The sequence below is a fragment of the Rhodothermales bacterium genome (assembly GCA_017643395.1).
GTDB lineage: Bacteria > Bacteroidota > Rhodothermia > Rhodothermales > UBA10348 > JABDJZ01.
Window position 1 is genome coordinate 39406 of record JAEPNP010000003.1, and the last position, 13933, is coordinate 53338.

Consider the following 13933-nt stretch of genomic DNA (forward strand, 5'->3'; position numbering starts at 1 on the left):
TCAGCTCCCGGCGCTCAGATACTGGACGGAGAACAGTTCTTGCGGATCCGTCCAGACCCGCTGCACCGTCCAGCCTGCGCGCCCTGCCAGTTCGGCGAAGCCCGCCCTGGTGAACTTGTAGGAATGCTCGGTGACGATGCGCTCTCCGGTCTCAAAAGCCAGGGCGTGGCCATTGACCCTAACCTGAGTCGGCCGGCTTGCGACCAGGTGCATTTCGATGCGGCTGTCACTGTCGTTCCAGACTGCGCGATGCTGAAAGGCATCCAGCTCAAACGTGGGCCCCAGGCGATCGTTGATATGCCGAAGCATGTTCAGATTGAACGCCGCGGTCACCCCCTTTGCGTCATTGTAGGCCGACTCCAGCACGCACGGATCCTTGCGCAGATCAACACCAATCAACAGGCCGCCGCCCGGACCGACAAGACGGGCGATGCGCCCCAAAAAGTCCTGGGCCTCCGAGGGCTCAAAATTGCCGATCGTCGAGCCGGGGAAGTAGACGACAGAGCGACGCGAGGCCGCGAACTCGGCGAGTCCCGGGATGGCGCTCGTGTAGTCCGCACAGACGGGCAGAACCTTCAGTTCCGGATGTCGATGGGCGATGCGGGCCGCGCTGCGCAGCAGGTGCTCACGCGATATGTCGATGGGCAGGTAAGCCTCCGGTTCATGCAGCGCGCTCAGCAAGGCCTCTGTCTTGAGGCTGCTGCCGCTTCCGTACTCGATGACGACTGCGCCAGAGCCGATGGCATCCGCCATCTCCTCCACGAAGTCCTGCATGATGGCCGTTTCCGTGCGAGTGGGGTAGTACTCGTCCAGACGGCAGATCTCGTCAAAGAGTATGGACCCCCGCTCGTCGTAGAAGAGCTTGGGTGGCAGCGAAGGCGGCTGCGATGCCAGGCCCTCGGCTACCTCTCTGGCGACTGATGCCGGAGCCGGTTCCGCGTCGATGAACAGCGACGGCCCGCCGTCAACATGCCTCATTTAACCGTACGTGCCAGTCGGATTCCGGTGAACTGCCACCGCGCATAGGCCGGGAAAAAATTGCGGTATGTGGGCCGGATGTGCGTTCGGCTCGTCGCGCATGAGCCGCCCCGAAGCACGTACTGATTGCACATGAACTTGCCGTTGTATTCGCCCAGGGCGCCGGGCGGCGGGGTGTAGCCCGGGTAGGGACCGTACGAGCTGCTGGTCCATTCCCAGAGATCGCCCATCATGCCGCGCAGCCCATCGCCCACAGCGGCGGCGGGGTGCCAGAGACGGTCTTCGACATAGTGTCCCGGCGTGGGATCGGCCTCACCGAGGGCTGCTTCCCACTCGAATTCGGTCGGGAGGCGCATGCCCCTCCATCGGGCATAGGCATCGGCCTCGAAGTACGACAGGTGACAGACCGGGGCATGTGGATCGAGCGCCCGAACGCCCGCGAGCGTGAACTCGTACCATCCCTGGTCGTGTCGCTCCCAGTAGATGGGTTTCGTCCAGTCTTCCTCCTGGACCCGCGTCCAGCCTTCGCTCAACCAGAGCAGAGGATTGCGGTAACCGCCTTCTTCCACGAACAGTGCATACTCCGCATTCGACACCGGCCGGTGGCCAAGTTCGAACGGCTCCAGAAAGACGCGGTGGCGCGGACCCTCGTTGTCGTAGCTGAATCCATCGCCTTCATGGCCGATGTGGCGGATGCCCGCCTCAAACCGGACGAACCCGAGGGGCGAGGCGCTGGCAGGAGTTGTCTCTATCTCCCGGAATACCGGGTTGAGCGGGTTCTGCGAAAGCATGTGCTTTGCGTCGGTCAGCATCAGTTCCTGATGCTGCTGCTCATGGTTGAGTCCGATTTCGAGCACCGGTCGTACCCTCTCGAGCACGGAGGTGTCGGCTGTCGACAGGAAGGCGGCAATCGCAGCGTCCACGTGCGCACGGTAGGCCATGATCTCACTGACCGTCGGCCGCGACAACAGACCGCGGCGCGGCCTGTCAAATCGTTCGCCCGCCTGGATGTAGTACGAGTTGAACAGGTACGCGTACTGGTCGTGCAGCGGGCGATAGTCGGTCTGAAACTCGCCCAGCACAAACGTTTCGAAGAACCATGTGGTGTGCGCCAGATGCCACCGGATGGGACTGCAGTCGGTCATCGACTGAATCACAAAATCCTCCGGCTCCAGCGTTTCACAGAGTTCTTCAGTGAACGCGCGGATGGAGCGGTACCGGTCCGCCAGAACGACGGAATCCGGTGAAACGGAGGGAGGCTGCATGCGGTCTTTCGTTGGGTGTGAAAGCATCAACGGGAGCTGTCAGAGGGTGGTTTCGCCGGGCATCGATTCGTTACGGGGTGTCGGGGTCAAAACGGCGCTTCGCGGGAAGATTGGCCGCTGCGGGAGGAATCCGCTATTCCGGCGCCGGTTGTCGGAGGCTGGCTCGGCTCCTGGCGCGGTTGTGGGCGGCGGAGGCGCGGCGCCCCACGCGGGTTGTCGGCTCCTGGCGCGGCTCCCGGCGCGGCCCCGCGCGCGGCACGCCGCCACCGAGCACAGCGCCTTGCGGCCGCCCGACATGTAAAACGATGCCCTGATTCCACTTCCGGCGCCGGTCGCGGACAGTGAAGGTGTAACACGGCCCCTGATTCCACTTCTGACCCCGGCGGCGGGCGCCGAATGTGTAATGTGACGCCCCGATTCCACAACGAGCATCCGCCGCGCGGGCCGCCGCGCCGCGCTCCGCCGCAACCGCCACCGCGCCCGCTGAGCCGCGCGCCCGCCCTCGCCTCGCCCCAGCGCCCCAAAAAAAAGCGGCGGCCCCGCCATCGGGGCCGCCGCCAATCTCCGTCTCAGTCCGGCGCTACTTGAGCAAGCTCATCGCTCGGCTGACCGAGCCGACGCTGGTCTCAAGGCGGTAGAGATACGTTCCGCTCGGCAAATCGCCCGCCTCGAACCGTACCTCGTGCCGGCCCGCGGCCATGGGCCCATCGGCCAGAACTCGAACCTCCCTGCCCAGCAGGTCGAACACCGACAGGCGGACCGGTGACGCTTCGGGCAGATCAAAGGTGATCGCCGTCGTGGGATTGAACGGGTTCGGGTAGTTCTGTGCGAGCACCATGGTGACCGGCAACTCGGAGGTCGGCGCATCGTCCACGTCTGTGGAGAAGGCGCCCACACTCATGGTCGTCAGACCGGCTACGTCAGTACCCGCCGCCAGCGTGCCGTGGTACGGCTCGTAGAAGACGGTGGTGACGTTGGCACCATCGAGGTCTACGAACTCCCACACGGTGTTGTGCTTGCGATTCGTCAGCTTGTAGATGCCGCCACCCCAGACGGCCACGAACAACGGACCTTCTTCATCCGGGTGGAAGGCGAGCGATCGGGCTTCGCGGAACGGGAAGAGACCTCCGTTCAGTTCCTGCCAGTGACCGCCGAGGTCCATCGAGCGGTAGACGCCCCGAGCCGTCGCAGCCCACAGTGTCGGCTTGTGAGGCGTAGCCGGGTCGAATTCGATGTCGAACACCTGAACACGACCGTCGTCACCCAGGCCACGGCCTTCCAGTCTGGACCACGTCAGGCCAAAGTTGTCGGTGGCATAGACTCCGTTGCCGAACGTTCCGGCGAAGACGGTGCCGGGCGTCGTCGGGTGTGCAGCCAGTGACCACGTAACGTCCGAGGACGCGCCGGGCAGTTCGCCGGCCAGGTGCCAGGATTCTCCGGCATCCAGCGAGCGGAAGATGCGTCCCCGATCGGCCGAGGCGTAAAGCGTGCCGTTCGGGCCTTCCTCGATGGCATAGACAATCAGGTTGCCCGAGGACAATCCGGTCTCGTCTTCGAAGATCATACCCTTCCAGGTGCGGCCGCCATCGGTGGACCGGTAGATGCCTTCGTATCCCCAGGTGGCGATATAGACATCGTTGTTCTCGGTCGTGATTGCATCGTTCACGATCACCGGGTTCGGCAGACCCTCATTGGCTTCCACCCAGAGCTGGACCGAAGTCTGCCCCGGCGGGATGCCGCGATACACGCCCCGGTTGTAGGTACCTACCACAGGGTGCACGTTGCCGGCCGGATCCCTCCAGAAGGTGCCGGCCTGGATCTGGACCTTCGCCGGGAACTGCTGCGGTACCAGAGCCTCGAAGCTCGCCGTGTCCGAGTTGTTGGACTGGAAAGGATCGTTCACGGTAGAGTTGTGACGCACGGTAGCCGTGTTCTCAATCAGGCCGTAGTACGGGTATTCCACGGTGGCGCGGAAGCTGAGCATGGCCATTTCGCCGGGCCACAGCTCTCCGATATCCCACACGACCATGCCGTCTGATTCGTGCAGGGTGCCGTGACTGAGCACCTCAGTGCCGTCGCCAAAGGACAGTGACGGTGGGAGGTCGTCCTCCACAATCACTGAAGGCGCATTGCCGGGACCGCTATTGGTGACCTGGATTTCAATCAGGACGGCATCGCCCACAGTAGCTCCGGCCGTGTCCTTGAAGTGCTTGAAGATGGCGAGGTCGGCCTGGTCGCCGGCCGGACCGGCATCAAAGTGCGTGAGGCCGAGGTTCTCCTCGAACGGCCGCAGGATGTGCGGCAGCGAGCGGTAACCGAATGCACCCACAGCCGGGACCTCGAGCAGGTCCGTTACGGCCTGTCCGGTGCCGTCGTCAATCACGTGCTTCTCGTCTCCGGTGTGGCCGTTGGGCACGAAGATCTGCGGATGATCGAAGGGCGCCTTGTGCAGGCGCACCCGCTCGTCGGTCAGCGTAAGCATGAAGGCTACGAGCGCCTCCTTCTCGTGCTCGGACAGATACAGGTCCTGAATGGAGGGGTGGAGGAAGTCCTTGTTCTCCTCGGCGAAGTCGCCGCCGCGGTCAAAGAAGTCCACTACCTGACGCAGCGTCGCCAGACCACCGTTGTGCATGTAGGGGGCCGTCAGGGCCACATTCCGCAGACCGGGGGTCTTGAAAGCTCCCTCGATGGCCGGTTTTGGCCGCGTTCCGGACTGCACGTCCCACGTAGTCGGATCCTGGAAGTGCGGATCGAGGCGATTGTTTTCCAGGTGCTGCTCGGTGAATGTCAGGTCGTTGCCGAAGTCATCGGTCCGGCCCTGTCCAAGGTCGTCGTCGAACTTCCGCACGCCGATGTTGAAACTGCCGCGATCAAACAGGGCTACCTTTCCGTCCTTGCGACGGAATGTGTTCGTCAAGGCGTTCTGCTCGGAGAACTCGTGCAGGTCTACCCCGGCGTTGGTCAGGTCCGGCCCGGCGTGGCAGTCGATACAACGGCCCTTGTTCATGAAGAGCTCGAGTCCGGCCTTCTCCTTCTCGGTCAGCGCGTAGTGCTGGCCGCGGAGATAGTCATCAAACCTGCTCTCGTCGGAGACCTGGGTCGACACGTACATCATGATCGACAGCCCGGCGAAGAACGAGAAGTTGTCCTCGATCTGGGTGAACTCCTGGGTTTCGTTCTTGCCGTCTATGCGCCATGCAACCGGCTTGTCGCTCCAGAATTTGCTGCGGAAAGCCCGCTTGACCATGTCGGCGTAGGTGCCCTTGAGTCCCTTTCCGTAGTGGTCCCGAATGTTTTTGAGGTGCGAGTCCCCCGGGTCCACTTCCTGACCTGCCAGGGGCTTGGCCGGCAAGAGGCGCTTGCCGATGAAGGGCCAGGTGCGACCCACCGAGCCGACTTCCAGGAAGTCCACCGGCGGTCCTGTGGCCACAGAAGCCATGGCCGCATCGTCAATCAGAATCCGCTCTTCAGCGACGGTGTGCCCGTTGTGCACCCAGACCCGGGCATCCGGATCGCGCGGACCGAACGGGTTGCGCCCGTTGAACTGGTTGTTGGCACGCGAATCCCAAAGCAGCCTGAACTTGAAGATGGCATTGATGTGCGATGGGGTGTTCCGCGGCTCAACCGCGCGAGTGTTGACCCCCTTGACGTTGAACGTGGGGTCAGGAACCACCTGCACACTGTCCGCGCTTGCCCCTGGCTCTACACCGAGGAACATCGAGTGGAACACGCCCTGGCTCGAGATCGCCTCATTGTTGTCCTTTCCGAGCGGGAAGTTGTACGCCTGAAGCGTGTAGTTGGGACCTCCGAACGAGAACGTGCGGTCCGGGTGGTCTTTGCCCGCCGGACTCATCTGGTTCTTGATGCGGTTGTCCACACCCGCGTTGAAGTGACAGGACGCGCAGGTCTGCACTCCATCGGCACCCAGCTGCATGTCCCAGAACAGGGACTTGCCGAGTTGAACCGCGGCATCGCGATCCTTGATGAAGTCGTCCAGGTTCTCTGGCAGCGGGACCTCTACGCCTTTGAGGGTCTCCAACTGGCCGGAACGGACGCTGAGCTTCCAGCCCACGGTGACCACAACCAGGGTCAGCGCTAGCAGATTGAAATAGCGTGCTCGAAGGGGGCTCTTCATGCCAACTGTGCTCGGATTCAGGTATTCCGAGTCGGCGGACGCAAAGAGGAGGCCCATTCAGGGCGCACGATGCAAACGGCCCGAAATCGCCGGTTTCGCCATCCACTCGTCCCGATACGAGATGGATTTGCGAGGCCGCGTATCCATTTCGAGACTGACGGCGAGATTCCGGCGCGGGAGCGCATCGCCCGTATTTTGCGCCGCGCACACCCCAGCACCGATGCCCGAAGCCCAGCTCCCGGAGGTCCGAGAAAGACCCCCGTTTTCCGCCGAAACGGCCAAGCATGTAGCCCGGGAATTCTGGGGACTCGACGGGCGCGTCAGCCCACTGCCGGGGGATCGGGATCGCAACTTCCGGCTCTCGACCCCAGAGGGAGACTACGTGGTCAAGGTGGTCTTCCGGGGCGACCCACCCGGCCTTGCAAAGCTGCAGCAGGATGCGCTGGAGCGCGCCTCCGCCCTGGACCTGGCGGTGCCGCGAACGGTGCGATCACGCGCAGGCAAGCGCATCGAGAAGGTGGAAGGACCTGACGGCAACGCGTACCAGGTGCTGGTGAACACGTGGGTGCCGGGAATCCCGTTTGCAGAGTTCAGGCCGAAGACTACGGACTTGCTGGAGCGGATCGGGCGCGGGCTGGGCCAGCTCGACACCGTGCTGGCAGGACTGAGCCACGACGAGCTCGACCGCGCATTCGAGTGGGATGTCGCGCATGTGGCCTCCATCGTAGAGTCGCGTCTGTCCTTCATTGCCGACGAGTACGACCGGGCCCTGGTCTCTCGGCACCTGGACGCCATCACCGCCCGGTCGGTTCTCCTCGATTCACTTCCACGACAGCCCATCTACAATGACGCGAACGAGCACAACGTGCTGGTTGCGCCTGGCGACGATGCGCTTGAAGAGGGTCCTCCGGGCCTGGGGCTCATCGATTTCGGGGACATGGTGCGGACCTGGCGAGCCGCGGAGTTGGGCGTCGCTTCCGCCTATCTGACCATGGACTTTGCGGACCCCATTGCCGGCATGGCCGCTCTCGCGGCAGGATACCATCGCGCTTATCCGCTCCAGGAGCGCGAGTTGGAGGCCGTTCCCTACCTCACGGCAGCACGCCTCTGCATCAGTGTGTGTCACAGTGCGGAGCGGTCACGGTCGGAGCCTGACGATCCGTATCAGACCATCTCCCAGTCCGGCGCATGGAGTCTGCTTCGACACCTCGGAAACGGGCATCCGCGACTGATGACCTACCGGATACGTGCTGCCTGCGGGCTGGAGCCGTGCCCGGCCTCACCTGTGATACGCGCCTGGATCGAGAGCAATCCGGCGGCCCCTGTGATAGAAACCCCGCTCGACGGCCCGGTCTTCGATCTCAGCGTCGGCACCGACGAGTTTGACGGCACGCTGGACCCACTGGATGCCGCCGTGTGGGATGCGCCGTTCGCGCGCCGGCTGGCCGATACGGGCGCGAAGGTGGGCTTCGGTCGCTATCTCGAGCCCCGCATTTGTTATCGAGGCGATCAGTTCAAGTGGGGAGGAAGTGGTCCGGAGCGGCAGCGCACAATCCACCTCGGCGTGGACCTCTTCGCCCCTGCAGGTACGGGCGTAAGCACGCCGTATGACGCGGTGGTCGAGCACGTCGTGCACAATGACCAACCGCTGGACTACGGGCCCACCGTGATTCTGCGGCATGAAGCCGGCGATACGCCGTTCTACACACTCTTTGGTCACCTGGGCATGGGGGTGCTGGACACCCTGAAGGCCGGGGACCGCCTGAAGGCGGGGCAGCGTTTTGCGGATCTGGGTGATTCGAACGTCAACGGTGGTTGGTCTCCGCACCTGCACTTCCAACTCTACGCCGACAATCTCGACAACCTGGGCAACATGCCTGGCGTCGCGTTTGCCTCCCAGGCGCGCACATGGGAATCGATCTCGCCGGACCCGAACCTGGTCTTGCGCACGGTCCTGCCGCTGCGGCACGAGCAGCCCCCGGATCTCGGCGCCCGGCGCGCCGCCCACCTGGGGCCCAGTCTGAGTCTGTCCTATCGCCGCCCTCTGCACATCGTGCGCGGAATCGGCGCGCACCTTTTTGACGCCCAGGGTGGTGCTTACCTGGATTGCGTCAACAACGTGTGTCACCTGGGGCATGCGCACCCGGCCGTTGTTCGTGCCGCATCACGGCAGCTCTCGGTTCTGAACACCAACACCCGCTATCTGCACCAGAACATTCTGGACTACGCGGAGGCGCTGGCAGACACACTGCCGGGAGACCTGGAGGTGTGCTTCCTGGTCAATAGCGGTTCCGAGGCCAACGATCTCGCCCTCCGTATGGCGCGAACCGCTACAGGTGGCACCGGCACGCTGGTGCTGGATGGAGGCTACCACGGCAACCTGACCTCGCTTGTTGCCATCAGTCCCTACAAGTTTGACGGCCCGGGCGGTAGCGGCGCCGGAGACCGGGTAGCGGTCCTGGAGATGCCGGATCCCTATCGGAATCCCGGATTGGATGCGTCCCGTGGTGCGCACGATGCGCGGCGTGCCGCAACGGCCCTCGCTGCTCGTGGCCATGCGCCTGCCGCGCTGATTGCAGAGAGTATTCTGAGCTGCGGGGGCCAGATCGAGCCGCCCGAAGGGTACCTGCAGGCCGTCTACGCGGAAGCTCGACAAGCCGGCGCGGTATGCATTGCCGATGAGGTTCAGACCGGGTTTGGCCGGGTTGGCGACGCCATGTGGGCCTTCGAGCTGCAGGGCGTCGCGCCGGATATCGTGACCCTGGGCAAGCCGATCGGTAACGGATTTCCGCTTGGTGCTGTTGTGACTACCCGCAGAATCGCGCAGGCGTTTGCCAACGGCATGGAGTATTTCAACACGTTCGGAGGGAACCCGGTCTCCAGTGCGGTGGGCCTGGCCGTGCTGAGGGTCATCCTGGAAGAGAACTTGCAAACCCATGCGCAGGAGGTCGGCAGCCATCTGAAAGCGGGCCTGGAAGCCCTCAAGGCGCAGCACGCCCTGATCGGGGATGTGAGGGGTCGTGGTCTGTTCCTGGGGTTCGAGCTTGTGCGGGACCGGACCACGCTTGAACCTGCCGACCGGGAGGCCACATGGTTGGCGAACCGCATGCGGGACCTGGGCGTGCTTATCTCAACCGACGGCCCCCTGCACAACGTCATCAAATTGAAGCCACCGCTGGCATTCTCTCGCGATGACGCGGACGAACTCCTGGAAAAACTCGATGTGGTCCTTCGTGATACGTGTTTGCAGCCTGTGTAGCGCCCTGATCTTGAGCGCCTGTGCCGGATCTGGTGTAGTCCCGATGGGCGATGGGGGTAGTCTCGACCTGCAGGCCGGCGCCTCCGAACAGGTGATCATTCCCGGGACCGAGGTCACTCTGGATCTTGTGTTTGTGCCCACAGAAGGCGTCGTGTCGCTGGGAGACGCTCGCGTGGAGATCTCACCGTTCTGGATGGCGCGCCACGAAACCACTTTCGAACAGTTCGGAGTCTTTCGCCACGTGGAGCAGGACTCTCCCGTAACGGCGACTCCGCAGCCCATGGACGTGGACGCCGTAGCTCGACCGAGTCCGCCGTATGAGGATCCGTCGGCCGGCATGAGCCGCGACGGATTCCCGGCCACCGGAATGACCCAGTGGGCGGCGCTGCAGTATGCGAGATGGCTGTCGGCCAAGACCGGGGACTTCTGGCGGCTTCCGACCGAGGCTGAATGGGAGCACGCCTGCCGGCTCGGAGGCAGGCGCACGCTCGCAACGGACGCCTGGTACCTGGAGAACTCCGGCGAGGAGCTCCATGAGGTGGCCAGTCGCCCTGCGGACTCCCTGGGGCTGCACGACATGCTCGGAAACGCCTCTGAATGGATGCTGGACGAATACCGCAATGATGTTCAGGCCGTTTGGTCCGAAGGCCCGGACCCATGGGCCCGCCCCGCCCGACTGCATCCGCGCACAGTTCGGGGCGGAGCGTTCGACGACGGCCCGGGGATGCTGCGCTGCGAGGCGCGTCTCGAGTCCAGCCTGGCCTGGAAGGCCCGGGATCCGCAAATCCCCAAAAGCTTCTGGTGGAACACGGATTCTCCATTCCTGGGCTTCCGGCTGGTCCGGCCGGTCGTGCAGCCAAGTGCGCAGGCTCAGGCGGAGTTCTGGGCGCTCGTGCTCGGCGACTGAGGCGCCGCCGCGCCCCCAAGCGCTTCGCCCGCGGGTCCGCGCTCCACCCGCCGCGCCGCCGCGCCCCCCGGCGCCTCGCCCGCGGCCGCCGCGCTCCGCCCGCCGCGTTCGCCCGGCCGCCGCGTTCGCCCCGCCGCCGCGTTCGCCCCCATCACCCGTTGCCGCCATCCGACTCCTGATCGTACTCTGGCGCATCCAAATCTCCCGACCCCATGTCCGACTTCTCCCGCCGCGAATTCCTGCAGCGCACCACGGCCGTTGTCGGCGGCGCCATCGCGCTGCCCTCCATAACGAACGCCTCGGCCTACTACGGCACGGACGATGTCATCCGGGTCGGCCTTGTCGGGTGTGGTGGACGCGGCACGGGCGCGGCCTACCAGGCACTCGCCACCAGCCAGAACGTGCAGTTGGTCGCCGTTGCAGACGCGTTCCAGGACCAGCTGGACAGCTGCCTGGAAAACCTGACGCGTGAGCCTGACGACGCAACGGGCGAGCAGGTGCGTTCCCGGGTGCAGGTGCCGCCGGAGCATCGTTTCGTTGGGTTCGACGGGTACCGCCAGGTTATCCCGCTGGTCGATGTCGTCCTCCTCGCAACACCACCCGGATTCCGCCCGATTCACTTTGCGGAGGCCGTGGCGGCCGGCAAGCACGTGTTCATGGAGAAACCGGTGGCGACGGACGCACCGGGCGTTCGGCAGGTGCTTGAATCTGCCGCGGAGGCCAAGGCGAAAAGCCTCAATGTGGTGGTAGGTCTGCAGCGCCACTACCAGACAGTGTATCGCGAGTGGGTGGATCGGCTGCACGCCGGCATGATCGGCTCCATGGTGCTCGGACGCGTGTATTGGAACAGCTCAGGTGTCTGGGTGCGGGATCGCGCCTCCATGGAGGAGACAGCCGGGCGGCCTCTCACGGAAATGGAGTACCAGATGCGCAATTGGTACTACTTCAACTGGCTCTGCGGGGACCACATCTGCGAGCAGCACATCCACAACCTGGATGTTGGCAACTGGGTGATGCAGGGCTACCCGACGGTCGCCAATGGTCAGGGTGGCCGGGAGGTGAGACGGGGTCTGGACCACGGCCAGATCTTCGATCACCACATGGTCGAGTTCGAGTACGAGAGTGGCGCCCGCGTGCTCAGTCAGTGTCGTCACATAGAGGGCTGCATGAACCGGGTCTCCGAGGGCTTCCACGGCACGTCAGGCTCGGCTCCGAGACCGGGCCTCATCCAGTCCGCATCCGGTCACGACCTGTTCCGTCACGACACAAAGGGCGATCCCAACCCCTACCAGGTGGAGCACGACGAATTGTTCACGGCCATCGCCGCCGGCGAGCACCGGTACAACGACGGCGAGAACGGTGCCTATGCAACCCTGACCTCCATCATGGGCCGCATGGCGACCTACACCGGTCGCGAAATCACCTGGGAGGAGGCGCTCAATGACGAGACCAGCCTCATGCCCGAGCGCTTCACGTTCGACGCAGACCCACCGGTGCTTCCGGATGCCGACGGCCGCTACCCGGTGCCGGTGCCGGGTGCTCGCACGTGATCCTCCCGGTATTCCTGACTCTGGCGCTGGCGGCGCAGCCAGTACCTGGGGCTGCGGCCGGCGAGGCGGATTGCAGCCCATCGCAAGCCCCCCGCTACGAAGCGCAGCGGGCCCTCATGGGCACGCTGTTTCGGGTCGTGGTGCGCTCCGATCAGGATCCCTCACAGATCCGGGCAGCCATGGAGCAGGCCCTGGACCTGGGCCGCGAACTCGAACAGACGTTCAGCGACTATCAGCCATCCAGCGAGGTCAACAGTCTGGCGCAGTCTGGCGGGGGCACCCCGAGCCCTGACGTCCTGCACCTCCTGGAGCGATCGACCCAACTGCACCACGAGACGGGTGGTGCTTTCGATGTGGCTCAGGGCCATCTCACCCGACTCTGGCGCCGGGCCGAGCGCCGGCAGCAGGCTCCGGACGAAGAAGCCCTGAGTCGTGCCGCGGCACAGAGTGGCATGCATCTCGTCCATCTGCAGACGGGCGATGAGCTCCTGCTGAAAAACGGCGTGCGCCTGGACTTCGGCGGAATCGCCAAGGGATACGCCGCAGACCGCCTGCTGGAGTTGCTCGAGCGCGCCGGGTTGTCCGAGGCGTTGATCGACGCGGGCGGCGACCTGCGCATTGGTGCGGGCGGCTGGGCAGTTTCCGTGGATGGCGTCGCTCGCGTGGAGTGCCATTCGGCCATCGCCAGCTCCGGGGGACGATGGCAGCAGGTATCCGGGATGTACGCGCACATCGTAGACCCTGCCACCGGCAAAGGGGTGGCGCCGAACCGCAGCGTCACAGTGCGCGCCCGGGACGCCACAACCGCCGATGCCCTCGCGACCGCTTTTTCCGTAATGCCGCCGTCCGAAGCCCGGTCTCTGGCAGCGCACCTGAACGTCGAACTCACGATTACCCGGCACGACCCATGAATCGCCGAAGCTTTCTGACCACCGGGGCGCTGGCCGCTGCCGCCGCCGCATCGCCCATGAGTTCGAGTGTCGTATCCGCGACCCCGACCAGGCTCAGCAGCGATGACCCTTTCAACCTTGCCTATGCGCCGCACCTGGGCATGTTCAGGCAAAGCGCCGGACAGGATCCGCTCGACCAGCTTCGATTCATGGCAGAACGCGGCTTCCGTGCCTTCGAAGACAATGGCATGAAGGGCCGAGACCTGACGCTCCAGGAGGGCATGGCGCGGGTGATGGCTGAGCACGATATCACGATGGGCGTGTTCGTGGCTCACACCATTTTCTGGAGGCAGCCCAATCTGGCCAGTGGCCGCCAGGATTGGCGAGACCAGTTCCTGCAGGAGATCACCGAGTCGGTTGAAGTGGCCAAACGCGTGAATGCCACCTGGATGACCGTGGTGCCCGGCCACGTCGACCTGCGCCTGGACGCCGGGTATCAAATGGCGAACGTGGTGGAATCACTTCGCCGCGCCTGCGACATCCTCGAACCGCACGGCCTCGTGATGGTGCTGGAGCCACTGAACAAGCGCGATCATCCGGGCCTGTTCCTGACGGACATCGCACAGGCTTTTGCCGTGTGCCGCGCTGTTGACAGCCCTTCGTGCAAGATCCTGAATGACCTGTATCACCAGCAGATCACCGAGGGCAACCTGATCCCGAACATCGATGCCGCCTGGCACGAGATTGCGTACTTCCAGGTCGGTGACAACCCGGGGCGCAAGGAGCCGACGACGGGGGAAATCAACTACCTCAACGTCTTCCGTCACATCCACGAGAAGGGTTTTGCCGGCGTGATCGGCATGGAGCACGGGAACGCCAATCCCGGGGTCGAGGGAGAGGAGGCCCTGATTCGAGCTTACCGCGAGGTTGACGCGTTCTAGCCACCCGG

At 64.4% G+C, this 13933-nt stretch carries 8 protein-coding genes; 5 read left to right on the top strand and 3 right to left on the bottom strand.

Going from position 1 to position 13933, the window contains the following annotated elements:
• The 3 genes from egtD to JJ896_10775 form a co-directional block, all read right to left on the bottom strand.
• On the bottom strand, positions 1 to 978 hold the full coding sequence (gene egtD / locus JJ896_10765) for an L-histidine N(alpha)-methyltransferase (protein ID MBO6780123.1): 978 nt from the start codon (positions 976 to 978) through the stop codon (positions 1 to 3).
• The gene (egtB, locus tag JJ896_10770) at positions 975 to 2243 is read right to left on the bottom strand and encodes an ergothioneine biosynthesis protein EgtB (protein MBO6780124.1); all 1269 of its coding nucleotides are present in this window, start codon (positions 2241 to 2243) and stop codon (positions 975 to 977) included. The genes egtD and egtB overlap by 4 nt, the downstream gene beginning before the upstream one ends.
• Before the next feature lie 580 nt (positions 2244 to 2823).
• Positions 2824 to 6435 (bottom strand): DUF11 domain-containing protein, encoded by a 3612-nt coding sequence (locus tag JJ896_10775; protein MBO6780125.1) that lies wholly within the window; start codon positions 6433 to 6435, stop codon positions 2824 to 2826.
• 163 nt (positions 6436 to 6598) lie between these two features.
• On the opposite strand from JJ896_10775, the gene JJ896_10780 reads away from it, so the two are divergent.
• The 5 genes from JJ896_10780 to JJ896_10800 all read left to right on the top strand — a co-directional run bounded on the left by JJ896_10780 (position 6599) and on the right by JJ896_10800 (position 13925).
• Positions 6599 to 9637 (top strand): aminotransferase class III-fold pyridoxal phosphate-dependent enzyme, encoded by a 3039-nt coding sequence (locus tag JJ896_10780; protein ID MBO6780126.1) that lies wholly within the window; start codon positions 6599 to 6601, stop codon positions 9635 to 9637.
• Positions 9638 to 9647: 10 nt separating this feature from the next.
• A complete protein-coding gene (locus JJ896_10785) occupies positions 9648 to 10544 on the top strand; it encodes an SUMF1/EgtB/PvdO family nonheme iron enzyme (protein ID MBO6780127.1) in 897 nt (298 codons plus the stop codon).
• 212 nt (positions 10545 to 10756) lie between these two features.
• Positions 10757 to 12094 (top strand): Gfo/Idh/MocA family oxidoreductase, encoded by a 1338-nt coding sequence (locus JJ896_10790; GenBank protein MBO6780128.1) that lies wholly within the window; start codon positions 10757 to 10759, stop codon positions 12092 to 12094.
• Complete coding sequence (locus tag JJ896_10795; GenBank protein ID MBO6780129.1) at positions 12091 to 13005, top strand: FAD:protein FMN transferase; 915 nt, start codon at positions 12091 to 12093, stop codon at positions 13003 to 13005. Before JJ896_10790 ends, JJ896_10795 begins: the two co-directional genes overlap by 4 nt.
• Positions 13002 to 13925 carry a TIM barrel protein gene (locus JJ896_10800; GenBank protein ID MBO6780130.1) on the top strand — a complete coding sequence of 308 codons (924 nt, stop codon included), beginning with the start codon at positions 13002 to 13004 and terminating at the stop codon, positions 13923 to 13925. Before JJ896_10795 ends, JJ896_10800 begins: the two co-directional genes overlap by 4 nt.
• Positions 13926 to 13933: the final 8 nt, after the last annotated feature.

What these genes read in the sequence shown, in the direction of transcription:
- egtD (MBO6780123.1), bottom strand. Translation starts at nt 978, where the DNA reads ATGAGGCATGTTGACGGCGGGCCGTCGCTGTTCATCGACGCGGAACCG.
- egtB (MBO6780124.1), bottom strand. Translation starts at nt 2,243, where the DNA reads ATGCAGCCTCCCTCCGTTTCACCGGATTCCGTCGTTCTGGCGGACCGG.
- JJ896_10775 (MBO6780125.1), bottom strand. Translation starts at nt 6,435, where the DNA reads ATGGGCCTCCTCTTTGCGTCCGCCGACTCGGAATACCTGAATCCGAGC.
- JJ896_10780 (MBO6780126.1), top strand. Translation starts at nt 6,599, where the DNA reads ATGCCCGAAGCCCAGCTCCCGGAGGTCCGAGAAAGACCCCCGTTTTCC.
- JJ896_10790 (MBO6780128.1), top strand. Translation starts at nt 10,757, where the DNA reads ATGTCCGACTTCTCCCGCCGCGAATTCCTGCAGCGCACCACGGCCGTT.
- JJ896_10800 (MBO6780130.1), top strand. Translation starts at nt 13,002, where the DNA reads ATGAATCGCCGAAGCTTTCTGACCACCGGGGCGCTGGCCGCTGCCGCC.